General features: G+C 74.7%; 23 protein-coding genes and 1 pseudogene. 12 read left to right on the top strand and 12 right to left on the bottom strand.

Going from position 1 to position 21,796, the window contains the following annotated elements:
- Positions 1 to 22: 22 nt before the first annotated feature.
- On the bottom strand, positions 23 to 427 hold the full coding sequence (locus tag AC0HI0_RS02405; protein ID WP_480930575.1) for a ribonuclease domain-containing protein: 405 nt from the start codon (positions 425 to 427) through the stop codon (positions 23 to 25).
- A gap of 136 nt (positions 428 to 563) precedes the next feature.
- Positions 564 to 1,490, bottom strand: coding sequence for a LysR family transcriptional regulator (locus AC0HI0_RS02400; protein ID WP_480930574.1), 927 nt, complete (start codon positions 1,488 to 1,490; stop codon positions 564 to 566).
- Positions 1,491 to 1,680: 190 nt separating this feature from the next.
- Between AC0HI0_RS02400 and AC0HI0_RS02395 the strand changes: the two genes are divergently transcribed.
- The 4 genes from AC0HI0_RS02395 (at position 1,681) to AC0HI0_RS02380 (ending at position 6,555) form a co-directional block, all read left to right on the top strand.
- Entirely contained in the window at positions 1,681 to 2,307 is a 627-nt protein-coding gene (locus AC0HI0_RS02395) for a hypothetical protein (RefSeq protein ID WP_480930573.1), read from the top strand.
- 37 nt (positions 2,308 to 2,344) lie between these two features.
- Positions 2,345 to 2,746 (top strand): trypsin-like serine protease, encoded by a 402-nt coding sequence (locus AC0HI0_RS02390; RefSeq protein ID WP_480930572.1) that lies wholly within the window; start codon positions 2,345 to 2,347, stop codon positions 2,744 to 2,746.
- Positions 2,743 to 3,036, top strand: coding sequence for a hypothetical protein (locus tag AC0HI0_RS02385; protein WP_480930571.1), 294 nt, complete (start codon positions 2,743 to 2,745; stop codon positions 3,034 to 3,036). Before AC0HI0_RS02390 ends, AC0HI0_RS02385 begins: the two co-directional genes overlap by 4 nt.
- Positions 3,037 to 3,357: 321 nt before the next feature.
- A complete protein-coding gene (locus AC0HI0_RS02380) occupies positions 3,358 to 6,555 on the top strand; it encodes a S8 family serine peptidase (protein WP_480930570.1) in 3,198 nt (1,065 codons plus the stop codon).
- Between the two features lie 127 nt (positions 6,556 to 6,682).
- On the opposite strand, the gene AC0HI0_RS02375 is transcribed toward AC0HI0_RS02380, so the two are convergent.
- On the bottom strand, positions 6,683 to 7,645 hold the full coding sequence (locus AC0HI0_RS02375; protein WP_480930569.1) for an SRPBCC family protein: 963 nt from the start codon (positions 7,643 to 7,645) through the stop codon (positions 6,683 to 6,685).
- Positions 7,646 to 7,851: 206 nt separating this feature from the next.
- Here AC0HI0_RS02375 and AC0HI0_RS02370 point away from each other — a divergent pair, with 206 nt between their 5' ends.
- Entirely contained in the window at positions 7,852 to 9,246 is a 1,395-nt protein-coding gene (locus AC0HI0_RS02370) for an aminotransferase class I/II-fold pyridoxal phosphate-dependent enzyme (RefSeq protein ID WP_480930568.1), read from the top strand.
- On the opposite strand, the gene AC0HI0_RS02365 is transcribed toward AC0HI0_RS02370, so the two are convergent.
- Positions 9,218 to 9,718, bottom strand: coding sequence for a MarR family winged helix-turn-helix transcriptional regulator (locus AC0HI0_RS02365; RefSeq protein ID WP_480930567.1), 501 nt, complete (start codon positions 9,716 to 9,718; stop codon positions 9,218 to 9,220). The two genes, AC0HI0_RS02370 and AC0HI0_RS02365, sit on opposite strands and share 29 nt — an antisense overlap.
- A 52-nt stretch (positions 9,719 to 9,770) precedes the next feature.
- On the opposite strand from AC0HI0_RS02365, the gene AC0HI0_RS02360 reads away from it, so the two are divergent.
- Positions 9,771 to 10,859, top strand: coding sequence for an FAD-dependent oxidoreductase (locus AC0HI0_RS02360; protein WP_480930566.1), 1,089 nt, complete (start codon positions 9,771 to 9,773; stop codon positions 10,857 to 10,859).
- 2 nt (positions 10,860 to 10,861) lie between these two features.
- Here the strand turns inward: AC0HI0_RS02360 and AC0HI0_RS02355 are convergent, their stop codons facing one another.
- The 4 genes from AC0HI0_RS02355 to AC0HI0_RS02340 form a co-directional block, all read right to left on the bottom strand.
- Positions 10,862 to 11,407 (bottom strand): vitamin K epoxide reductase family protein, encoded by a 546-nt coding sequence (locus AC0HI0_RS02355; RefSeq protein WP_480930565.1) that lies wholly within the window; start codon positions 11,405 to 11,407, stop codon positions 10,862 to 10,864.
- Positions 11,404 to 12,123, bottom strand: a complete 720-nt coding sequence (locus tag AC0HI0_RS02350) for a DsbA family protein (RefSeq protein ID WP_480930564.1) — start codon at positions 12,121 to 12,123, stop codon at positions 11,404 to 11,406. The genes AC0HI0_RS02355 and AC0HI0_RS02350 overlap by 4 nt, the downstream gene beginning before the upstream one ends.
- 212 nt (positions 12,124 to 12,335) lie before the next feature.
- On the bottom strand, positions 12,336 to 13,124 hold the full coding sequence (locus AC0HI0_RS02345; protein WP_480930563.1) for a TIGR02452 family protein: 789 nt from the start codon (positions 13,122 to 13,124) through the stop codon (positions 12,336 to 12,338).
- Between the two features lie 209 nt (positions 13,125 to 13,333).
- On the bottom strand, positions 13,334 to 14,098 hold the full coding sequence (locus AC0HI0_RS02340; RefSeq protein WP_480930562.1) for a helix-turn-helix domain-containing protein: 765 nt from the start codon (positions 14,096 to 14,098) through the stop codon (positions 13,334 to 13,336).
- Between the two features lie 140 nt (positions 14,099 to 14,238).
- Between AC0HI0_RS02340 and AC0HI0_RS02335 the strand changes: the two genes are divergently transcribed.
- The 3 genes from AC0HI0_RS02335 (at position 14,239) to AC0HI0_RS02325 (ending at position 16,611) form a co-directional block, all read left to right on the top strand.
- Entirely contained in the window at positions 14,239 to 15,036 is a 798-nt protein-coding gene (locus AC0HI0_RS02335) for a sulfite exporter TauE/SafE family protein (RefSeq protein WP_480930561.1), read from the top strand.
- 38 nt (positions 15,037 to 15,074) lie between these two features.
- Positions 15,075 to 15,521, top strand: coding sequence for a hypothetical protein (locus tag AC0HI0_RS02330; RefSeq protein ID WP_480930560.1), 447 nt, complete (start codon positions 15,075 to 15,077; stop codon positions 15,519 to 15,521).
- Between the two features lie 85 nt (positions 15,522 to 15,606).
- Positions 15,607 to 16,611, top strand: coding sequence for an enoyl-CoA hydratase/isomerase family protein (locus AC0HI0_RS02325; protein WP_480930559.1), 1,005 nt, complete (start codon positions 15,607 to 15,609; stop codon positions 16,609 to 16,611).
- Positions 16,612 to 16,631: 20 nt separating this feature from the next.
- Here the strand turns inward: AC0HI0_RS02325 and AC0HI0_RS02320 are convergent, their stop codons facing one another.
- From AC0HI0_RS02320 to AC0HI0_RS02310, 3 genes are all read right to left on the bottom strand, one after another.
- Positions 16,632 to 17,048 (bottom strand): hypothetical protein, encoded by a 417-nt coding sequence (locus AC0HI0_RS02320; protein ID WP_480930558.1) that lies wholly within the window; start codon positions 17,046 to 17,048, stop codon positions 16,632 to 16,634.
- Positions 17,049 to 17,156: 108 nt separating this feature from the next.
- Positions 17,157 to 18,317, bottom strand: a complete 1,161-nt coding sequence (locus AC0HI0_RS02315) for a PrsW family intramembrane metalloprotease (RefSeq protein WP_480930557.1) — start codon at positions 18,315 to 18,317, stop codon at positions 17,157 to 17,159.
- The gene (locus AC0HI0_RS02310) at positions 18,314 to 18,907 is read right to left on the bottom strand and encodes a hypothetical protein (protein WP_480930556.1); all 594 of its coding nucleotides are present in this window, start codon (positions 18,905 to 18,907) and stop codon (positions 18,314 to 18,316) included. Before AC0HI0_RS02310 ends, AC0HI0_RS02315 begins: the two co-directional genes overlap by 4 nt.
- 236 nt (positions 18,908 to 19,143) lie before the next feature.
- Here AC0HI0_RS02310 and AC0HI0_RS02305 point away from each other — a divergent pair, with 236 nt between their 5' ends.
- The 3 genes and pseudogenes from AC0HI0_RS02305 to AC0HI0_RS02295 all read left to right on the top strand — a co-directional run.
- On the top strand, positions 19,144 to 19,413 hold the full coding sequence (locus tag AC0HI0_RS02305) for a hypothetical protein (RefSeq protein WP_480930555.1): 270 nt from the start codon (positions 19,144 to 19,146) through the stop codon (positions 19,411 to 19,413).
- Between the two features lie 314 nt (positions 19,414 to 19,727).
- Positions 19,728 to 20,132 carry an ATP-binding protein gene (locus AC0HI0_RS02300; protein ID WP_480930554.1) on the top strand — a complete coding sequence of 135 codons (405 nt, stop codon included), beginning with the start codon at positions 19,728 to 19,730 and terminating at the stop codon, positions 20,130 to 20,132.
- Positions 20,123 to 20,730 (top strand): annotated as a pseudogene (locus AC0HI0_RS02295) (LuxR C-terminal-related transcriptional regulator); the annotation flags it as partial. The gene AC0HI0_RS02300 and the pseudogene AC0HI0_RS02295, both read left to right, overlap by 10 nt.
- A 7-nt stretch (positions 20,731 to 20,737) precedes the next feature.
- On the opposite strand, the gene AC0HI0_RS02290 reads toward AC0HI0_RS02295, so the two are convergent.
- A complete protein-coding gene (locus AC0HI0_RS02290; RefSeq protein ID WP_480930553.1) occupies positions 20,738 to 21,394 on the bottom strand; it encodes an alpha/beta hydrolase in 657 nt (218 codons plus the stop codon).
- Positions 21,395 to 21,796: the final 402 nt, after the last annotated feature.

Here is a 21,796-nt window from a genome sequence, read left to right as displayed (position 1 = left end):
CCTGGTTCGCCGTCGCACCGGCTCAGAGGTGGTGGAAGTTCCGGTAGTGGTCGTCGGTGTACCAGGCCGCGCCGGTCTCGTGGTCGACCACGATCCGGTGGGCGTCACGGCCGTGCCCGCACGGACGAGGGTAGACGTCGAACTCGCGGTAGGTGCCGTGCGCCCCCTGCGGCAACTGCCCGTCCCGGTTGCCGTAGGTCCCGCCGCCGGTGACGCACTCGCCGTCCGGCAGGCGGTTGGTCACCCGGCGGGCCGGGAGACCCTCGTTCAGCCAGTACGCGTACGCGACCCGGGCGTCCGCGCACGTCGCCATCGCGCAGTCGTCGAACACCGCCGCCGACGCCGGAACGGCGGACACCCCGGTCGCCAGGGCGAAGGCCAGCGCCAGGGCCGAGAACACGCGCGCGCCGGAACGGAAGAACATCATGTCGCCTCCAGGACGTGGACCGCCCACCATCGTCGGGGTCGGCCACCGGTCCCGCTCGCGGGCCGCGTTCGTCTCACTCCGGCAGGTGACGCCGCAGCGCCTCCGGTCACCGCGCGCACACCCGGCCGGCGTGCGCTCACCGTGCCGAGGTCTCCAGCAGACCTCGGGCGACGGTGGTGGCGAGGTGGCAGAAGGCCGTCACGTGCGGGCGGTGGTCGCCTTCGCGGCGGGCGATGACGGCGTCGCTCATGCCCGCCTCGGGCAGGTCCAGGAAGCGCAGCGGCGCGTCGGGCAGCGGCGGGCGCGTGCGGGCGACCTCCGAGCACATCGCGATCACCGCCGGGTTGTGCACCAGGGTGAGCGCGATCTCCGGCACCGACCACGCCTCGGTGACGTGCCGCGCCGGCGCGAGGCCGTTGCGGAAGTCGTTGAGCAGCCAGTGGTCGCGCACCTCCGGCGGGGTCCGCGCGGGGTTGGCGGACAGGATCGGCAGGGGCAGGACGTCGGCCAGGGTCGCGGAGCCGGCGGCGGCCAGCGGGTGCCGCTCGTGGGCGACCACCACCCGGCGTTCGCGGTAGAGCAGGTGCCAGGCGTGCCGTTCGGGGTCGAGCGGGAGCCGGGTGAACGCCACGTCGACCTCGTCGCGCACCAGCGCGGTGTAGGCGCGGGCGACCGGGAGTTCGGCGCGGAAGTGCAGCCGGACGGCCGGGAACGCGCCGGCGAAGGCCGCCAGAATGGACTGGGTCAGCGCGCCCTCCGCCGCGTACACCAGGCCCACCCGGAGGTCCCCGGCGGCACCGCGCGCCGCTTCCCGCGCGGCGCGCACCCCGTCGGTGGCGATCATGATCGCCCGCGCCGCCGGGGCCACCAGGGCGCGGCCGGCGGCGGTGAGCCGGGGGCCGCCGGGCAGGCGGTCGAACAGCGGGTGCCCGACCGAGCGCTCCAGGGCGCGGATCTGCTGGCTGAGCGTGGGCTGGCTGACGTGCAGGCGGGTGGCGGCCCGGGTGAACCCGTTCTCCTCCACCACGGCGAGGAAATAACGCAGATGACGCAACTCGACCATGATCATCCCCCTGCGGATCCGGCCTCATCCCGGACAGTAACGGGCGGGCGCGGGGCATAGTCACGGCCTATCGGCTCATTGTCGCTGCGTCTTGGACGGCGGTGTCCGGCACGCCCGACACTGGCAGCGCGTGATCCTCCCCCTTGCTCCCGACGGCCGCCGCCCGGACGCCTCCAGCGAAGGGAACCGGATGAGAAACCCGACGAGACGGCACCGGCTCGGCACCCTGCTCGCCGCACTGGCCACCGTCGTCCTGGCCGCCACGGCGTCGACGGCGCTGGCCACCGTGCCCGACTCCGCCACCGGGGTGGTCACCGGCTGCTACACCAACACCGGGGCGCTGCGCGTGGTGGACGAACAGGCCGGCCGGCAGTGCTCGGCGGGCGAGACCGCGTTGCGGTGGAACGGCGCGCAGGTCTCCACCGCCACCCGGTGGGTCAGCGGCGCGGTCGTCGAACTCCCGCGCCGAGGCGGTGTCGGCCAGGTCGTCGCCTTCCAGCCGACCGCCAAGCAGCTCTCCGCCGGGTCGTGGGTGGTCACCGCCGACGTGCTGATCGCGAACAGCCTCGACCCGCCCACCTCGTTCCGCTGCTACGCGTTGCGGCGCAGCGACCAGCAGTTCCTCGGCGGCCAGCTCCAGGACTGGGGCGGCTCGGGCGGCTGGCACCGCACGCTGACCATCACCGCCACGGTCACCCTGTCCGGCCCCGATTCGGTGGACATCTACTGCTCCCACGACCAGACCGTGCCCAGCGGCGGGGTCTTCCAGGCCGAGAGCGTGGACGTGGTCGCGCAACGGGTCGGCACGATCAACTGACCGCAGCCGTTCCCCGGCGCGCGCCGCCGGGGCGGCGGTGGGCGATCTCGCGGTCGGGGTGGCCGCCGGGCCGGCAGCCGGGCGACGAGACGTTCCGCACCGAAGTCGCCTCCCACAAGGCCCACCCCGCTGCACCGGGCCGAACTCGTGGCAGACGGGGTACGACGACGGGCGCAGCGGCACGTGCTCGGGCGACAGCGGCGGTCCGTTCATCGTGGACGGTGTGCTCATCGGTGTCGTGTCATGGGCGCGAGCCGCTGCAACCGCTACAGCGTCTCGCGGTACCGGCGACGGTCCCGGGGCGGCACGTCCCGGATGTCGATCGCCGCCCCGTTCCAGCGCGGCCCCCGTGCCCCCAGCGCGCGGGTCACGGGCTCCGCCCGCGTTCCGGGCCTATCCTGGAGGACGACCGCGCCGGCCGAGAGGGAGCAGACGATGACCACGCCCCAGGGCGACGACCCGAACGTGGTGGACGCCGAGATCGTGGCCGACTCCGAGGTCGTCGCGACGCCCGCCTTCACCCCGGACTACTCCGACGACGGCGTGCCCAGCTTCGACTACGTGCGCGACCGGATCGAGAAGCGGGTGCACACCGCGCCCGCCGAGGTGGAGCTGGCCGGGCTCGGCGGCTCCGGTCCCACCGCCCAGTCGCTGGACGCCCAGCAGGCCGAGCGCGACGAGGCGGCCCGCGCCAAGCTCGCCGAGATCCGCCGCGCCATGGGCAAGTGAGCCGGGGACCCGCTCGCGGCGGGGTGTGACACCAGGCGGACGCGGTGCCGGAGACGGCGGCGCGACCGTCTGCTGAACGCCGACCGGCGCTTCGTCGTCGCGGTCTCCGGGATTCGGTGCCCGGTAGGCCGATCCGGTGGTCGGACAGCCGCCGATGGGCCGCTGCCCCGACCACCGGCACAGGTCTAGCGTCGTGACGCAGGGGGCTTGGGCAACTGCGGTCCGTCACCTCGTCCGGGGTGCGCCTCCCGACCACGCGCACCACCGAATCGGGAGGTCCCTGTGCCGAGACCCGGAAAACGCGGCCGGTGGAGAACCGCCGTGCTCGTGCTGGGGTTAGCCGCCCAGACCACCGCCACGACCGCCACCACGACGGCCACCGCGGCACCCGAACCACCTCCCGCCGCCTCCCCCGCCCCCACCGCCTCGGTCACCCTCGTCTCCGGCGACCGCGTCCGGGTCGCCGGCCGGGACGTCGTCTCGATCACCCCGGGACCCGGCCGCGAGCACACCGCCTTCCGCACCTTCCACCGCGCCGGCCGGCTGCACGTCGTCCCGCTCGACGCCGCCGCGCCGCTCGCCGCCGGCCGCCTGGACCTCCGGCTGTTCGACGTCACCGGGCTGGTCGAGGCGGGCTACGACGACGCAGGGCGCGACACCGTGCCACTGATCGTCACCGGTGGCCGCCCGGCGCTGCGCACCGCGTCCGGCCTTCAGAGCACCGGGGACCTGCCCGCCGGGGCGTTCTCCGCCCGCGCCGCGAAGGCCGAGGCGGGCACCGCGCTCCGGGCCCTGCTCGACGACCCGGACGTCACGAAGGTGTGGCTGGACGGCCTGCGCCGGCCCGGTCTCGACCGCAGCACCGCCCAGATCGGCGCGCCCACCGCGTGGCACGCCGGGTACACCGGCCAGGGCGTCAAGGTCGCGGTGCTGGACACCGGCGTCGACGCCGCGCACCCCGACCTGGCGGGCCGGGTGGTGGCGAGCGCGAACTTCAGCGAGGACGCCGACCCCGCCGACCTGGTCGGCCACGGCACGCACGTCGCCGCGATCATCGCGTCCACCGACCCGAGGTACCGCGGCGTCGCGCCGGACGCGCAGATCCTCGACGGCAAGGTGTGCGAGCGGCGCGGGTGCACCGAGTCCGGGATCCTGCGCGGCATGCAGTGGGCCGCCGCCCGGGGCGCGCGGGTCGTGAACCTCAGCCTCGGCGGCCGTGACACCCCCGACGTCGACCCGCTCGAAGCCGCCGTGGACCGGCTCTCCGCCGAGACCGGCGCCCTGTTCGTGGTCGCCGCCGGCAACTACGGCGGCGACGCCACGGTCAGCTCGCCCAGCACCGCCGACGCGGCGCTCAGCGTCGGTGCGGTCGACCGGGACGACCGCGTCGCCCAGTTCTCCAGTCGCGGCCCGCGCGCCGGGGACTCGGCCATCAAGCCCGACCTCGCCGCGCCGGGCGTCGACATCGCCGCCGCGAAGGCGTCCCGGGGCACCGTCGGCACTCCGGTCGACGCCACGCACGTCACGCTGTCCGGCACCTCGATGGCCACCCCGCACGTCGCCGGCGCGGCGGCCCTGCTCGCCCAGCAGCACCCCGACTGGCCGGGCGCGCGGATCAAGGCCGCACTCACCGGGTCCGCCGCGCCGAACCCGACCGCGTCGGTGTTCGCCCGGGGCGCGGGCCGCGTCGACGTGGCGAAGGCGATCACCACCACCGTCACCGCCGACCCGGTCAGCGTCGGCTTCGGCCGCCAGGACTGGCCGCACGACGACGACGAACCCCTGGTGCGCCAGTACTCCTACCGCAACGCCGGTGCCGCGCCGGTCACCCTCGACCTGTCCGTCGAAACCACCGGGCCGGCCGGCGCACCCGCGCCGGCCGGGGTGTTCACCGTGACGCCGGCGCGGCTCACCGTCCCGGCGGGCGGCACCGCGCAGGTCGCGGTCACCGCCGACACCCGCGCCGCCCCGGCCTACGGCGTCTACTCCGGCGCGGTGGTCGCCTCGAACGGCACGCGCGTCCCGCTCGCCGTCGAGCACGAGTCCGAGCACTACGAACTCACGCTGAAGTTCATCGGCGACAACGGCGCGCCGACCGACGACGTGTCCAGCACGGTCGTCGGGCTGGACAGCGCCGACTTCGCGTTCGCGGTTCCCGTGGACGGGGTCGCGAGGGTCCGGCTGCCCAAGGGCGACTACACCGTGACCAACACCGTCGTGACCGACCGGGTGCGGCTGGCCTACCTGCCCCAGCCGCTGCTCGGGCTCACCGGGGACACCACCGTCGAGGTCGAAGCGCGGCGCGCCGCGCCGGTGGTCGTCACGCCGCCGGAACCGGGAGCCGAGGAGGTGTTCAGCCAGATCCTGGTGCACCGCAGGAAGGACGGCGACTGGGCCGTCGAAGGGCTGATGCTCCTCGGCGGCTCCCGCAACGCGGTGTCGTTGGCCCAGCTCGGCCCCGACCGGCCCGGCGACCAGGTGAAGACGCTCATCGGCGCGCAGCACCTGGGCGCGCCGGTCGGCGGGATCCCGGTGAACTACCGGCTGGTGTACGTCGAGTACGGCAAGGTGCCGACCGGTTTCACCCGGACGCCGGGCCGGCGGCAGCTCGCGAAGGTGACCCAGCGGGTCGCGGCGGGCGCACCCGGTCTCCTCCAGCGCTACGGCGGCGTGCCGCTGCTGGTCGGCGGCGGGTCCGGCGCGAACATGGGCGTGCACTTCGGGGCGGGCGGCGAGTCCGTGGACTACGTCACGACGAAGGACACCGCGTTCCGGTGGATGGTCGAACGCGGGGTGGACTTCGCGTTGGGCGGCAGCCAGATCGACCCGTTCCGCACCTACCGGCCGGGCCGCGACTACGCGCACTGGTACTTCCGGTCGGTGGTGGGGCCCGCGATCCCGGCGAGCTACCCGGGCCTGTCCCGCACCGGGGACCGGATCGACGCGTCGGTGACGTTGTGGGCGGACCGCGACGGGCACCTGGGCACGTTCACGACCTCGTCGGCGCGCACCGCCCTGTTCCGCGACGGTGTGCTCGTCGGCGAGGGCCGGAACCCGGGCCACGGCACGTTCCCGGTCGCGCCCGGCCGCGCGGACTACCGGTTGGAGGCGGAGGCGACCGCGCAGCCGGGCGCGACCGAGCTGAGCACGACGGTCTCCGGCACGTGGACGTTCCGCTCGGACACCGTGCCCGACGCGGACAAGCGCCTGCTGCCGCTGACCGTCGTCCGGTTCATGCCCGAACTGGACGCGAACGCCGCCACGCCCGCGCACCGGGTGCTGCGGGTGCCGCTGGAGGTCCAGCAGCAGGCGACGGCTCCGGGCGGCGAGGTCCGGCGGCTGACGGTGGAGGTGTCGTTCGACGACGGCCGGACGTGGACCCACGTGCCCGTGCTCGGCCGCACCGCCTTGGTGCGCAACGGTTCCGCCGGTTTCGCGGCACTGCGGGCCAGTGGCACGGACAGCCAGGGCAACACGTTCCGGCAGACGGTCGTCCGTGCCTACCGGATCGTCGGCTGACCGCCGTGGCGGCGGGGACGGCGGTCCTGGCCCGACCGGTTGATGTCGGTTTCCACTGAAGTAATTATGTTGCCGAAACAAGCGAGGGTTGCGGCAACGGACGGGGTGATGCGGCAACGAGTGGTCGTCAGTGCTCCACCGGGCCGCCCAGGGCACCGGGGAGGCTGCGCTGCATGGCCGTGGCCAGGTGGTCCAACCCGAGCCGGGCCAGCGGCGCGCCGAACCGGGCCAGGCCGTGGAACTCGACGTGCGCGCGGTAGCCGATCGCGCTGGTGCCCGCGACCGGGCCGGGCTCGATGGTGATGTCGTCGGTGGAGGTGGCGGTGCGGTTCGCGCCGACGAACTGGAGGTGCCCGGGGTCGTCGCGGGTCAGCTCGTAGACCAGCTCGACCCGGCGGCCGAGGAACTTCGACACGTTGTGCCAGCGGCTGCCCACCTCGACCGGGCCGGGTTCCATCGGGGTGCAGGACACCGTGCCGGGGTCCCACTCCTCGGCGTGGGCGAAATCGCGCAGGTACGCGTGCACCTCGTCGGGCGGGGTGCGGACGGCGAACGTCCGGCTCAGCTCGACGCCGCCCCGGTCGGTCCGAGCGGACAGCGCGCCGGCCGCCGCGTCCAGCCGCTGCCGCTCCACCCGCCGAGCCTGCGCGTCGGCGCGCTCCAGCAGGCGGTCGTAGGTGTCGGCGTCCGGCAGGGTGCGCAACGCCCGCCACATCGCGGCCTTGCCCTCGATGCCCAGCCGCATCGCCTCCAACTCCACCAGGTCGCTCAGCGGCGAGCGGGTGAGCAGCGCGCCGTTCGGCTTGAGCCGGCCCAGCAGCTCGGCGAGCCGGCCGGCGGCCACCTTGTGCGAGCGCACCGGCACGCCGCGCTCCCCCATGATCCGCAGCAGGGCGGCGCGGTCCTCGGCCACCTCCCGCGCCAGGCCGCGCAGCTGCGGGTGGGCGCGTACCAGCCGGCGGGCCAGTTCGACGCCGGCCGACGCGCCCGCGAGGTGGTCGTTGAGGTAGACGCCCAGGTAGGTGCTCGTGCCCGGGGATCGCGCGTCCGGGGTGCTCCCGACGCGCGCGGGACTGTCGTGGTCGACCACTCGTGTCTCCTCCTCGGTGTCGCCGCGCCCCGGCCCGGTCCCGGTGTCGGCGTTTCGCGTGCCCTGGCGGCGTCCGGTGGGGGTCGACCAGGCGGACGGCCTGCCACCGGGTACCCGGTCCGGGCCGATGTCACCCCACGACCTCCGGTCGGGCCCGCCGGGGTTCGGCCCGTCGGGCGCGGTGGCACACGTCGGTCATGGAGGCCATGGACCAGTCGCGCGCGCCGGTGCTCGAAGCGATCGAGCGGTACCACCACGACGACCACCTGTCGTTCATCCCACCGGGGCACGAGCAGGGCCGGGGCGCGGGCCGGCGGGTGCTGGACGTGGTCGGCGAGGACGTGTTCCGGTCCGACCTGATCCTGATGAACGGGCTGGACGACCGCGCGATGCGCGGGGGCGTGCTCGCGCGGGCGGAACGGCTGATGGCCGAGGCGGTGGACGCCGACCACGCGTTCTTCTCGACGTGCGGAAGCTCGCTGTCGGTCAAGACGTGCATCATCACCGTCGCCCGCCCGGGGCAGCGGCTGCTGGTGTCGCGCAACGCGCACGAGTCGGTGGTGGCCGGGCTGATCATCAGCGGCGTCGAGCCGGTGTGGGTGCACCCGCGCTGGGACGCCCGGCAGCAGTGGGCCTACCCGCCGGGCCCGGACGCCGTGGCCGACGGGTTCGCCCGCGCGCCCGACGCGGCCGGGATGGTGCTGATCACGCCGACCGGCTACGGGACGTGCTCCGACATCGGGGGCGTCGCCGAGGTGTGCCACCGGCACGACGTGCCGCTGGTGGTGGACGAGGCGTGGGGCGCGCACCTGCCGTTCCACCCCGGGTTCCCGGCGTGGGCGGTGGACGCGGGCGCGGACCTGTGCGTGACCAGCGCGCACAAGATGGGCATGGGCCTGGAGCAGGGTTCGGTGTACCACCTGCGCGGCGACCGGGTGGCCCCCGGCGTGCTCGGGATGCGCGCGGACCTGCTGGACACCACCAGCCCGTCGTCGCTGGTGTACACGGGCCTGGACGGGTGGGGGCGGCAGATGGTCGAGGCCGGCCACGACCTGCTGGAGCGGGCCCTGGCGCTGGACGTGTCGGCGCTCGGCATCTCCGGCTACACCGCGAACGAGTGGCTGCGCGAGCGCCACCACGTCGACGTCGGGCTGTCCGACCACCGGCGGATCGCCGCCCAGATCACCGCCGCCGACGACGAGGACACGACCGGGCGGCTGGTGCGCGCCGTGCTGGACCTGGCCGCGCACGCACCGGAGCTGCCGCGCGCGCGGCAGGTCGACCTCCCCGACCCCGGGCAGCTCGAACCGGAGCAGGCGATGCTGCCGCGCGACGCGTTCTTCGCCGACGCCGAGCACGTGCCCGCGCACCAGGCCGTCGGGCGGGTGTGCGCGGAGACCATCAGCCCGTACCCGCCGGGGGTGCCGGCCGCGCTGCCCGGCGAGGTGATCACCCGGCCGGTGGTGGACTACCTGCGCAGCGGACGCGCGGCCGGGACGTACCTGCCCGACCCGACCGATCCGGACCTCGACGCGATCCGCGTCGTCGCGTCCCGACGGCGTCCGGCGCGGGTCAGGCCGATCCGGCGGCGTGGTCGATGAAGCGGGCCAGCAGGGCGTGCAGCCGGTCGCGCTCAGCCGGGGCGAGCGGCGCGAGCAGGCCGGTCATCACGTCGGTGGCCGTGGCCGTGGCGGCGGCCAGGCGGGCGTGGCCGGCGGCCGTGATGTGCACCGCGTAGCTGCGGCGGTCGCGTTCGTCCTTGCGGCGGTCGGCGAGCCCTTGGCGCTCCAGTTCGTCGATCACGTAGACCATCGACGACTTGTCCATCTGGAGCCGGTCGACCAGGGCGCGCTGGCTGAGCGGGCCGTTCTCGGCCAGGCAGGTGAGCACGCCGAGGTGGCGCAGGTCGAGGTGCAGCGCCTGGAGCGCCTGGTTGGTCGCCGCGCGGGCGTACCGGTGCGCCAGGTAGAGCCGGCCGCCGATCTCCGCCGCCTGCCGCCCCGCCGCCCCGGCCCGGTCCGACTCGACGCTTTCGGACCGCGCGCTCCGCGACCGCTCACCGCTGGGTTCCACGAGCCCATTATGACCGATGACAGATCGTCTGAATTCAGATAGCTTTGTTCCCATGAAGGTTGTCATCGTGGGTGCCGGGCTGGCGGGGCCGCTGCTCGCCCAGGGCCTGACCGGCGCCGGGATCGACGTCGAGCTGTACGAGCGGGAGCCCGCCGGCCGACCGGGCCGGGGCTACCGCATCCACTTCTCCCCGGAGGGCGACCTCGCGTTGCGCGCGTGCCTGCCGCCGGGGCTCTACGACCGGGTCCTGGCCACGGCGGGCAGGCGCGGCTCGGGCGTCCGGTTCCTGGACGACCGGCTCGACGTCGTGCACGAGGTGGCGGTCCCGGACCCGCCGGACGCCGAGCGGACCGGGCGGCACCTGACGCTCGACCGCGTCACCCTGCGGCGGATCATGCTGACCGGCCTCGACGTGCGGCACGGCGCGGCGTTCGAGCGCTACGACCTGCTCGACGACGGTCGGGTCCGGGCGTTGTTCGACGACGGCACGTCCACCGACGCCGACCTGCTCGTGGGCGCGGACGGCACGCACTCCCCGATCCGCGCCCAACTCCTGCCGCACGCCGAGGTCGCCGAGACCGGCCAGTCCCTGATCTTCGGCAAGACCCCGCTCACCGCCGAGGTCCGCGCCCTCGCCCCCGCCGCCGCGCTGGACGGCTTCTGCGCGATCACCGGCCCCGACGGCCGCTTCGTGTCGCTGGCGGCCCACGAGTTCACCTCCGGCGGCGAGGACTACCTGATGTGGGTGGTCGGCGGGCCGACGGAGAGCTTCCCCGACCTGTCCACACTGGACCAGTCACGGCTGCGGGAGGCGGCGGCCGACCTGGTCGCCGACTGGCCCCCGCAGATCGCCGCCCTGGCCCGCCTGGGCAGTCCGGAGTCCGTGCACCCGACCACGATCCGCACCGCGAAGCCGTTGGCGCGCTGGCAAAGCGGGCCGGTCACGTTGATGGGCGACGCCATCCACACGATGATCCCGGTCGGGATCGGGGCGGCCGTCGCACTGCGCGACGCGGCGACGCTGTGCGCGCACCTGACCCGGCGGTCCGGTTCGCTGCTGGACGCGGTTGCCGGGTACGAGGCGGAAATGCTCGACTACGGGTTCGCCGCGGTCGAGCAGTCCCTGCGCACCAGCGCTTGAGATCACAGCAGACTGCTCCAGTAGTACCAGAACTCCACCAGCACCAACGCCGCGATCACCGCGTACCAGAGCACCAGCACCACGCTGTGCACCCGGCGCAGCGGCGCGAGGGCGGGCCACGTGTCCAAGGTCGTGTACCAGAACAGGGGGATCATCACGACCCACACGACGAGGCAGTACGGGCACAGGGCGTGGATGTCGTAGAGGCTCGCCACGATCAGCCAGTGCACGAACACGATCCCGAACGCCGTGCCCGCGTCGAGCGCGATCCGGTACCAGCGCGGCGGGTCGAAGCCCGCCAGCACGGCCACGCCCGTGGTCACCACGACCGCGAACGCGGCGATCCCCAGCAACGGGTTGGGGAAGCCGAACGCGGACGCCTGGGCGCTGTCCATCACCGAACCGCACGACACCACCGGGTTGAGCGAGCACGTGGGCACGTAGTCCGGGTCGCGGAGTTTCGCGATCTTCTCCAGCGTCAACGCCCCCGCGGCGACCAGGCCGAGCCCGCCGCCGACCACGTACAGCCACGCGAGCGCGCGACTCATCGGGCGAGTTCCCGGTCGATCCGGTCGCGCAACTCGCGGTCGACCTCGACCAGGGTCCGGCCCTGGGGCTGGAACTTCTCGCCGTTCACGAACAACGTCGGCGTGCCGGTGACGCCCAGCTCCCGGGCGTCGGCGACGTCCCGGTCGACGGTCCGGCGCAGCTCGGGCGAAGCCAGGTCGGCGCGGAACCTCGCCAGGTCGAGCCCGGCCGCCTCCGCCAACCGCTCGAACGTCGCGGCGGCGGCCGCCGGGTCGGTGGCGACGGACCGGCCGTCGAGCGCCCAGGACCCGTAATTCCCGTACAGGGCGTGGTACATCTCGGAGTACTTGCCCTGCTTGCCGGCCGCCTCGGCGGCGAGGGCGGCGGGCAGCGCCAGCGGGTGCATCTCCAGTGGGAGGTTGCGCGGGACGAACGTGATGCGGCCCCGGTAGTCCTCCTCCAGCTTCCTGGTGACCTCGCTGTAGTAGGACGAGCACGCCGGGCACTGGAAGTCCAGGAACTCCACCACCGTGACCTTGTCACCATCCACTGTGGACAGGGTGTGGGCATCGGCCGGGCGGAGCGCGCTGCCGGCGGACGTGCCGGCCGAGCCCCGGTCGGCGAGCAGCACTCCCCCGATCACGGCGGCGGCGACCACGACGACCGCGACGGTCAGGACCAGGTTGAGCGACGGGCCGCGCCGGGCGGTCACCGGGTTGCGGGACTTGCGGGACATCGGGTCGGCCACCTCGCGGTTCGGGGACGTGGGGCATCGACCAGGTAGTCGGATGGCGGCCGGAGTAGTTCCGGGCGGTTCCGGGAACCGAATCACACGTTCGTGCGACGGCCCGCGAGGCGGGTGGCGGCCCCATCGGCGGCGCGACCTAGCGGGCGTCCTTTGTGGACGATGTGGCGCCCGAGGTCGAGGCGGAACACCACACCCACCGGTCAGGCCGCGAACGCCTCGGCGAACGTCTCGTAGGTCCGCCCCCGGTCGAGCACCGCGAACGTCACGTGCTCGAACCACGGCGCGTCGCGCAACGCCGCCGCGAACGCACCGGCCACCTCCGCCGGGGCGTTGCCGAACACACCGCAGCCCCACGCACCCAGCACCAGCCGGCGGTGGCCGTGCGCGGCGGCCACCGCGAGCACGCGGGCCGCCCGGCGGTGCAGCGTCGCGGCGATCGCGCCGGCGGAACCGGGCTGGGTGCGCACGATCGCCGACCGGTTCGGCGCGGCGGCGGTCAGGAACGACACCGGGTACGGCTCGGGCAGCAGGTTCCCCCCGTCGTCGCGGAACACCGGCACGGCGGGCGAGTGGATCACCCGGTCGCTGTAGAGCAGCGACGGCTCGGCCCGGTGGTGGGTGTAGAACTCCTCGGCCGCGAGCAGGCAGGGGTGGAGCGCGGAGCCCCGGGCGACCGACTCCTCCTGGGCCTGCGCGCCGTTGAGGAAGCCGCCGCCGGGGTTGCGGGCCGAGGCGAAGACCAGGCACGCGAGGTCGCCGCCGAGCCGGCGGGTGGCGGCCAACGTCGACTCGCCGGTCACCTCGACGCGCGCGGACAGCCGTCCGGACGCGGGTGGCAGCACGTCGTCGGGCAGGTGCAGCCGCGTTCCCGCGACGGCGCGCGCCACGGCGTCCCCGATGTCCACCTCGGTGCCGTTCGGCGTGCGGTACGCGCCGGCCGCGGTGATCGCCGCGGTGTCCCGGGCGATCGCCCTCAACCTGCTGCTCACGGCCGTGAGCGTGGACGACGGCGGTGCGACCGGCAACCGAATTCGGTCGGAGCGGCACGCCGGGCCGGGCGACGGTCGGCAGACCGGAACCACCGCCGACCCGAACCGCCGGCGCTTCCGCCACCGCGGTGTCCACTTCGGACACCCACGACCCGGGCCAGGCCGGGCGCAGTCTCCCGGACCTCGCCACGCGCCGCCGAAGGTCGCGGTCAGGTCCGGGGGACGAGCCGGGACGGGGGCAGGCCGAAGGTCGCGGTGAAGGCCGCGGTGAACGCGGCCGGGGACGAGTAGCCGAGTCGGGCGGCCACCTCGGTCACCGGGTGGCTCCGGAGCAGGGGTGCGGCGGCGAGCAGCCGGGCCCGCAGCCGCCAGGCGGCCGGGCTGAGGCCGAGTTCGCCCCGGAACCGGCGGGTGAACGCCCGTTCGCTCATCGACATCTCCGAGGCCCACTCGGTGTTGGTCACCCGCGCGTCCGGCGCGTCCAGGTACGCCCGGCACAACTCGGCCAGGTCCGGCGACGACGGGAGGTTCACGTGCAGCGGCAGCGGGGCGAGCGCGGCGATCTCGTGCAGCAGCAGGGCCGCCACCGCGCCGTCGCGGCCGGCCAGGTCGTAGTCCGGCTCGAACTCGACCGCCGCCAGCAGGAGTTCGCGCAGCAGCGGCGTGACGTCCACCACCCGGCAGGTGCCCGGCCACCACGGCACGGCGGCCGGTTCGACGTAGAGGCTGCGGGTGCTGACGCCGAGCATCCGCACCCGGTGCGGGGTGCCGGCCGGGATCAGCACGGCGCGGTCGGTGGGCACGGTCCACGTGCCGTCGCGGGTGTCGACGGTCATCACGCCGGTCGCCCCGTACAGGAACTGGGCCCGGCGGTGCTCGTGCCAGTCCAGGACGTGCCGGGGCGGGTAGTCGGTGCCGATCGGCAGCACGGCCCGGTCGACGTGGTCGTGGTCGGCCAGCGACACGTTCCTCACAGCGGGTTCCTCACAGCGGGTTCGTCACGGGGAGTTCGTCACGGCGGCGGGTTCCTCGCGCCCACGGTACTGGCCGACTCGCGACAGCTTCGCGCCGAACATCGAATGCGAGACTGCCTCGTGTCTGATGGCATGGTGGGGTGCTCCTCGCGTTGCTCGCCATCGGCGTCCTCACCGGTCTGACCACGGTCCTGTTCGGCTTCGGGGGCGGGTTCGTCACCGTGCCCGCGATCCTCTGGGCGGACGCCCACCTCGGCGGCGACGTGCCCCGGGTCGCGGTGGCCACCTCCGCCGTGGTGATGGTGGTCAACGCCGCGATCGCCACCGCCTCGACCCGCCGGGACGTGCTGCGCACCCTGCGCGGCGGCCACGCGCTGCTCGGGCTGCTCGCGCTCGGCGCGGCGCTGGGCGCGGTCGCGGCCGGCCTCGCCCCGCCCGACCTGGTGCGGTGGGGGTTCGTCGGCTACCTGGTCGGCACGATCGCCGACCTGGTGGCCCGGCCGGGGTTCATCCGGCCGAACGCCGACCGGCCGGCACCCGGCCCCGGCGTGATCCGCTCGGCGCTGGGCCTGCCGATCGGGGCCGTGGCCGCGTTCCTGGGCGTCGGCGGCAGCGTGCTGACGGTTCCGCTGCTGCGCCGAGGCGGCCTGCCGATGCGCACCGCCACGGCCCTGGCGAACCCGCTGACGCTGGCCATCGCCGTCCCCTCGACCGCCGTGTTCCTGGCCGGCGGGGGCACGGCGGCGGCGGGCGCGCACCTGGTCGGCCTGGTCGACTTCACCGCCGCGGGCGCCCTGCTCGCCGGCGCGATCCCGGTGATCCTCGCCCTCAAGATCCGGCCGCCGCGCATCCCGGACCGCGCCTACGCCCACGTCTACCTCGGCCTGCTGGCCGTCGTCACGATCACGACGACGGTGTCCAACCTCACCGGGCCCTGACCGGTCGCCGCCGCCGGGCCGGGCGGATGATCCCGGGCGTGGACCTGCGCCCGGAACTGCTCCCGCCCGCCGTGCCCGACCGGCTCCTGGCCGACCTCGGCGCGCAGATCGAGCGGATCTCGTCACTGGTGGCCGGCGGGCGGCCGGCGGCCGACGCGGTGGCCGCGTTCACCCTGCGGACCGGCCACGACTACGCGCCCGCCGACTTCGCCGGCTACCAGGGGTCGCGCGGTCTCGCGGACTTCGCCCGGGAGGCCGCGCGACCGGCCCGGCCCGTGGTGCCCGACATCACCCACGCCGAACTCGCGGAGGTCGTCCGGCGGATCGCGGCCGCCGACGACGACTGGTTCCTGCTGCTGTTCGAGGCCAACGTGCCGCACCCGCACGCCGCCGACCTGGTGTTCCACCCGCCGGCGGAACTGGCGGACGCGTCCGCCGAGCAGATCGTGGCCGCCGCCCTGGCCTACCGGCCGATCGCGCTGTGAGCGCGGTGCGTGAGCGGAGCCACTGCCGCGCACCGGACGTCCTGTCCTAGGGTCGGGCGAAACGGCTCGGCGGGGAGTGGCGTTCGTGGGCGATGTGGACATCCGGGTGGAGGGCGGCGTCGGCCGCATCACGCTGAACCGGCCCGAGGCGATCAACGCCCTGAACCACGGCATGGTCCGGGCGGTCGACGCCGCGCTGGTCGAGTGGGCGGCCGACGACGGCGTGCGGTCGGTGCTGCTGGACGGGGCCGGGGACCGGGGGCTGTGCGCGGGCGGCGACATCCGGGCCGTGCACCGGGACGCGGTCGCCGGCGGGACCGCCACGCCCGGGTTCTGGGCCGACGAGTACCGGCTCAACGCCCGGATCGCGCGCTTCCCCAAGCCCTACACGGCGTTGATGGACGGCGTGGTGATGGGCGGCGGTGTCGGGGTGTCGGCGCACGGGTCGGTGCGGGTGGTCACCGAGCGGACCCGGCTCGCGATGCCCGAGGTCGGCATCGGTCTCGCGCCCGACGTCGGCGGCACGTACCTGCTGTCCCGGGCGCCGGGCGAAACGGGTACCTACGCGGCGCTGACCGGCGGTGTGCTCTCCGGCGAGGACGCCGTCCACTGCGGACTGGCCGACTTCCTGGTGCCGGCCGACCGGCTGGACGCGCTGCGCGACGGGGCCGACGTCGCCGGGCTCGCCGTCGCGGCCGGGCCGTCGCGGCTGGCCGGGCAGCGGGCGTGGATCGACGCGTGCTTCTCCGCCGACACCGTGGAGGAGGTCGTCGAGCGCCTGATCGCGCACGGCGAGGACGCGACGGCCAAGGAGGTCTCGGCGAAGTCGCCCACCGCGTTGAAGGTGACGCTCGCGGCGCTGCGCCGGGCCCGTGCGCTGCCGGACCTCGAATCCGTGCTGGAGCAGGAGTACCGGGTGTCCGTGGCGTGCCTGCGCGACCACGACCTGGTCGAGGGCATCCGGGCGCAGATCATCGACAAGGACCGGTCGCCGCGCTGGTCGCCCGCCGCACTGCCCGATGTGGACGACGCCGCCGTGGCGGCGCACTTCGCCGAGCCCGCCGTCCCGTTCCGGCTCGACCGGCCCTGACCGCCGGGCCTGGTCCCGGGCTACCGGGCGGGCGCGAGCAGGCCCACCGGGTTGACCTGCCACCGGCCCGCGTGCTCGACGGCGGTGAACCGGGCCCGCGCTCCCCCGCTGTCGTGCACCTCGACCGTCCGGTCGTGCACCACGACCCGCCACGGCCCGTCGTGCGGCAGCTCCGCCTGGCCCGCCAGGAACTCGGCGACCGCACCCGCGTCACCGGACACCGGGCCGCCGAGCAGGTCCTTCAGCGCCGCCGCGTCGCGCGCGTTGAGGGCGGTCTCCAGCGAGCGGCCCAGTTCGGGCGCGTCGGCCGCGCCCGGCGCGGGTTCGTCGGCGATCGACGTGACGACGACGACCAGCCACACCAGTCCGACGAGGACCAGGGCGAAGCGCAGCAACCTGGTGACGGGGTGGTTCTCCGGACCTGACCGCGCGGACACTCGGGAACCTCCTCGGCGGACCCGGCCGCACGTTCGGCCCGGCCACCCCGACTGTAGATCGCGGGAGGTCGGCCGGGCGAGCGTTCGGGGCGCAGCCCACGTGCGGGGCTACCGCCCGGAGGTCAGCGCCTCGACCTGGGCCCGCGCGAAGTGGACGGCGTACTCGTGGTCCACCAGCTGCGCGCCCGCGCCGTACCGGCCGTGGTACATGACCAGCCGGACCTGCTCGCGTTGCAGGTCGCGCAGCGCGCGGGCGGCCTTGCGGCCGTGCGCCTTGCGGACCAGCTTGCGGGCGTGCCGACGGCGGCGCAGCGACGCCAGGTCGGCGCGTTCGCGGGCGGTGATCAGGTCGTCGGTGACGAAGTGGTCGGCCAGCACCTTGAGGTACGCGCCCTCCTCCCGGCCGGCCGTCCGCCAGATCAGGTAGCCCACCACCGCCACCGGGACCGCCTTGATCAAGGTTCCGGGTAGGAAGCCCAAGTCGGTGAAGAACGGCGAGTTCCACAGGAAGTGCAGCGCCATCGCGGTGACGAACGCCGCGACCGCGACCAGCAGCCGCTGCGCGAACGGCTGGTGCTTGCGGGTCAGGAAGTAGCCGATGCCGAACGCCGCGATGGACGTGTACATGGCGTGGCTCCAGATGCCGCTGAGGATGCCGCGCGTGCCGAGCATCAGCACGACCGGCAGCACCTCGTTGTCCGACGGGAACCTGATGGCGGTGTTGATCGAGTAGCTCAGGTCCTCCACGACCTGGAACCCGAGGCCGACCACCGCACCGGTCACCACGACGGACAGGACCGTCGGGAACTGCGTGCGGGCCACCAGGACCAGCAGGACCACGCCGAGGATCTTCAGCGTCTCCTCGACCGGCGGACCGGCCAGGGCCGGGCCCCACTCGGCGGCGAACTCCGGGCCGCCGAGCTTGGACGCCAGCGAGAACACCGCCGAGTTGGCCGGGATCGCCAGGTAGACCGCGGCCAGGCCGCCCCACCCGAAGGCCAGCACGAAGCCCAGCGGCGGGTGCTGCTCGAACACGTCCAGCGCCCGGAAGAACAGCAGCACCGGGATCGTGTAGAGGGTCCACACCACCACGCCGAGCAGCACCGCCGTCGGCACGATCCGGGCCGCCGTGAGGAACTGGCTGACCACCGAGAACAGCCCGTTGGCCATGAAGAAGACCAGCACCCAGAACGCGGCCCGCCGGGGCTGGAAGAACCCGTCGACGCCGATCGGCGCGAGGAAGTCGGGTGCCGCCGGTGTCCGGTTCACCCGCCCGCCCCGGTGATCCTGATGCTGTCCACCATCGCGTCGACCTGGTCGGCGACCTGCTGCTCGACCTGGGGCGCGCTGATCGCGTACACCACCACGGCCCGCTGCGCCGCGCGGTCGACCGCGACCCACGTCCGGCCCTGCGTGCTCGGGCCGACGAAGGCCAGCCGGACGCCGGTCAGGCCGCCCTGGGAGTGGAAGGAGACGTCGGCTCCGGTGAGTTCGACCGAGTCGTCGGCCGCGAGGCCGCGCCGGGTCCGGTCGACCTGCTCGGCGAGCGTGCCGGCCCAGTCGGCGGACTTCACCGCGAAGGTCGCGCCCTGCTTGGCGATGGTCGAGGTCTCGCCGGGCGTGGTCCGCTCGCGGACCAGGTACCAGCCGTCGGCCGGCACGTAGGTCACGCCGCCGCCGACGTCGACCGTGCTGCCGGGCGGGATCGCCTCCGCGCCGGAGACGTTGTCGTCCACCACGACCAGCGTGCCCACCAGCGCCACGATCACCGCGAACACGACCGCCGCACCCGGCAGCGTCCGGTACGGCTCGCGGCGCGGCAGTTCGGGCAGTGCCCCGGCACCCGTGGCGCCGACCATCCCCACCTCCGAGGTTCCGCGCCCGCCCGGTCCCGGACCGGCGGGGTACGTGCGTCGGCAACGAACTCGCGCAACGGGCCGATCATCACACGAAGTGATCGCGACCGCGCGTCCACCCGGCGCTGATCGACGGATCGTGACCACGCGCCGGGGGGCGGGTACAGCCAGGTGTACCACCGGGGCGGCACCTCGGGCCGCCCGTGTGGCGGGGTGTCCGGACTCCTGGCGTTTGCGGGGTGGAAGGTTCAGTGTGGTCGGCGATGGCGGGCAACCCGCTGCGGTTCCCGGTCTCGGCCCGCCCGTGGCGGTGCGTGGCCTACCTGTCCGGCGCGCTCGCTTTCGCGGTGGCGCTGCCGCTGCCGGTGCTCCTGCCGGCGTTGCCGCTGGTCGGCGTGTTGGTCGGCGCGGTCGAACGCCGACGGCTCGGCTGGTCGACCCGGTGCCCGCGCGCGATCCGCACCGCGCCGCCGGGCCGGGCGTCCGGGCGTGGCTGCGGCGCAGGTTGACCGAACCCGTGACCTGGCGGGAGCCGGGTACGCGCTGTGCCTGCCGACCGTGCTCCCGGTGGTGGACGCGGCGGGGCCGGCCGTCCTGCTGCTCGCGCTGCTGGTGGCCGCCGCGCCGGTCCTGCACCTGTTCGGCGGCGCGGTCGACCTGGGGGGTGGGGCCGCTGGTGCTCGACTCGTTCGGCGGGGCGTGCGTGGTCGGTCCGCTGATCGGGCTGCCGGCGACCGCACTGGCGCTGTAAGCGCTCGCGGCCGGCCAGGCGGCGTTCGCCCGGCGGCCGATCACGCCCACACCGGACGAGCAGGGCCGGCGGGTGGCCGAACTCGTCGCCGCCGCCCGGCACCAGGCCCGGCCGGCGCTGGGGGCGGTCCGGGAGCAGGTCCGGGGCATCCACCCGCAGGTGCGGATCGGCTTCACCGCAGCCGACCGGCTGCCCGACGCGATCGAGTCGGCGGCGTACTTCGCGGTGTCCGAGGCGTTGACCAACGCGGTGCGGCACGCCGGGGGGAGCCGGATCGACATCGACGGCGGGGTGTCCGGCGGGCTGCTGGTCGTGACGGTGGCCGACGACGGGCGCGGCGGGGCCGACTTGGGAGCGCGGCACCGGGTTGCACGGGCCGGCCGACCGGGTGGCGGTGGCGGGTGGCACGCCGGCCGTGGTCAGTCCCGCCGGGGGCCGACGACGCTCCGGCTGGAGGTGCCGTGCCACTGCGGGTAGTCCTCGCCGAGGACGCCGTCCTCATGCGCGAGGGCCTGATCAGCCTGCTGGAGCGGTTCGGGCACACCGTGGTGGCGGCGACGCCGGCGCGCTGCTCGCCGCCGCCCGCGCGCACCGGCCCGACCTGGTGGTCACCGACGTGCGGATGCCGCCCGGCCACACCGACGACGGCCTGCGCGCGGGCGACCCCGCGCGGCGGTGCTCGTGCTCTCCCAGTACGCCGCGACCGCCTACGCCGCCGGACTGCTCACCCGGCCGGGCGGGCGTCGGATACCTGCTCAAGGACCGGATCGGCGAGAGCGCCGACTTCGCCGACGCTTTGGTCCGGGTCGCCGCCGGCGAGACCGTCATCGACCCGGACGTGGTGCGCCGGCTGCCAGCCTGGCAGCGCACCACCGGCCCGCTGGACCGGCTCACCCCGCGCGAGCACGACGTCCTCGGCCTGATGGCGCAGGGCCGGGCCAACCTGGCGATCGCCCGCGCGCTCGACGTCAGCGACAACGCCGTGGCCAAGCACATCGGCAACACCTTCACCAAGCTGGACCTGTCCGTCGAGGACGGGCACCGCCGGGTGCTCGCCGTCCTGACCTACCCGCGCGGCCGACTCACCGGCAGGTCCGGTCCGCCGCCGGCAGCGCACCGCCAAGCAGGTGGTCCCGCACGGCGGCGTCGGCGCACGCGCTGCCGGCCGTGACGAACACGCCGTGCCGGAACCGGTTCTCCAGCGTCACCATCCGCGAACCCGCGAGGGCGCGGTGCAGGGCGAGCCGACCGGGATGCGGCGTGGCCGGGTCGCCGTCCGCGCCCAGCATCAGCACGGGCGAGGCGTTGCGGATCGCGGTGGCGGGTTCGGCGGGCATCACCGGCCAGAACGCGCACGGCGAGATGTTGCGCGCCAGCGGACCGAACAACGGCTCGGACGCCCGATGCGCCTGGATGTCCCGGTAGTACGTCGCCGGGTCGCGCGACGCCTTGCGGTCGGCGCAGACGGTCGGCACCCCGGACCGGTCCTCCGCCTCCCCCGCCCCGGTGGCCAAGCCGTCGAGCAGTTCCTCCGGCAGCGGGGTCGACGCGGCCGGCAGGCCCCGGGAGGCGTCGGCGAGCACCCGCGCGGCACCAGTGAGGGCGGCGCGATGCTCCGGGCTGTCGCTGTACAGGCCCGCGAACAACAGGTACGGAAGCACGTGACCGTCCACCGTGTACTTTCCGATCGCGAGCGGGTGCCGCTCGACGGAGCGCGCGGTCCCGTGCACCGTCGCCACGACCTCGTCCGCCGTCGCGCCGAGGCCGGACCCGACCGCACCGCCCGCCCAAGGAGCACCGCCCCGCCGAAAGCAGGTAAGTCGAGGTCTTCCCGTCGCACCGCAACGGCGAGCCGCGCCCGACGAACCTCGGATCCACGCCGACCAGGTGGTCGTGCGCCCGCGCGGGTGGTGGTAGTCGACCGCCTGCAACCCCGTCGCCGACAACACCGCCGCGACGGCTCTTGCCCTTTGCAACGTGGGAACCCTCTCGAAAGGTGTTGCCACGGCAGGAATCCACCGGCTCCCGGCACGATGGCGCGAGGTGCGCGATCGTCGGTGCGCCAGGTGGAGTCCGTTGGTACGGCTGGGTGTACCAACGCGCGCGGTCCTGTTGCGACAAGTGGTCAATATTTCGTTCGG

It is taken from the genome of Saccharothrix sp. NBAS 001, assembly GCF_056640475.1.
This window is presented reverse-complemented; position numbering and strand designations above follow the sequence as displayed.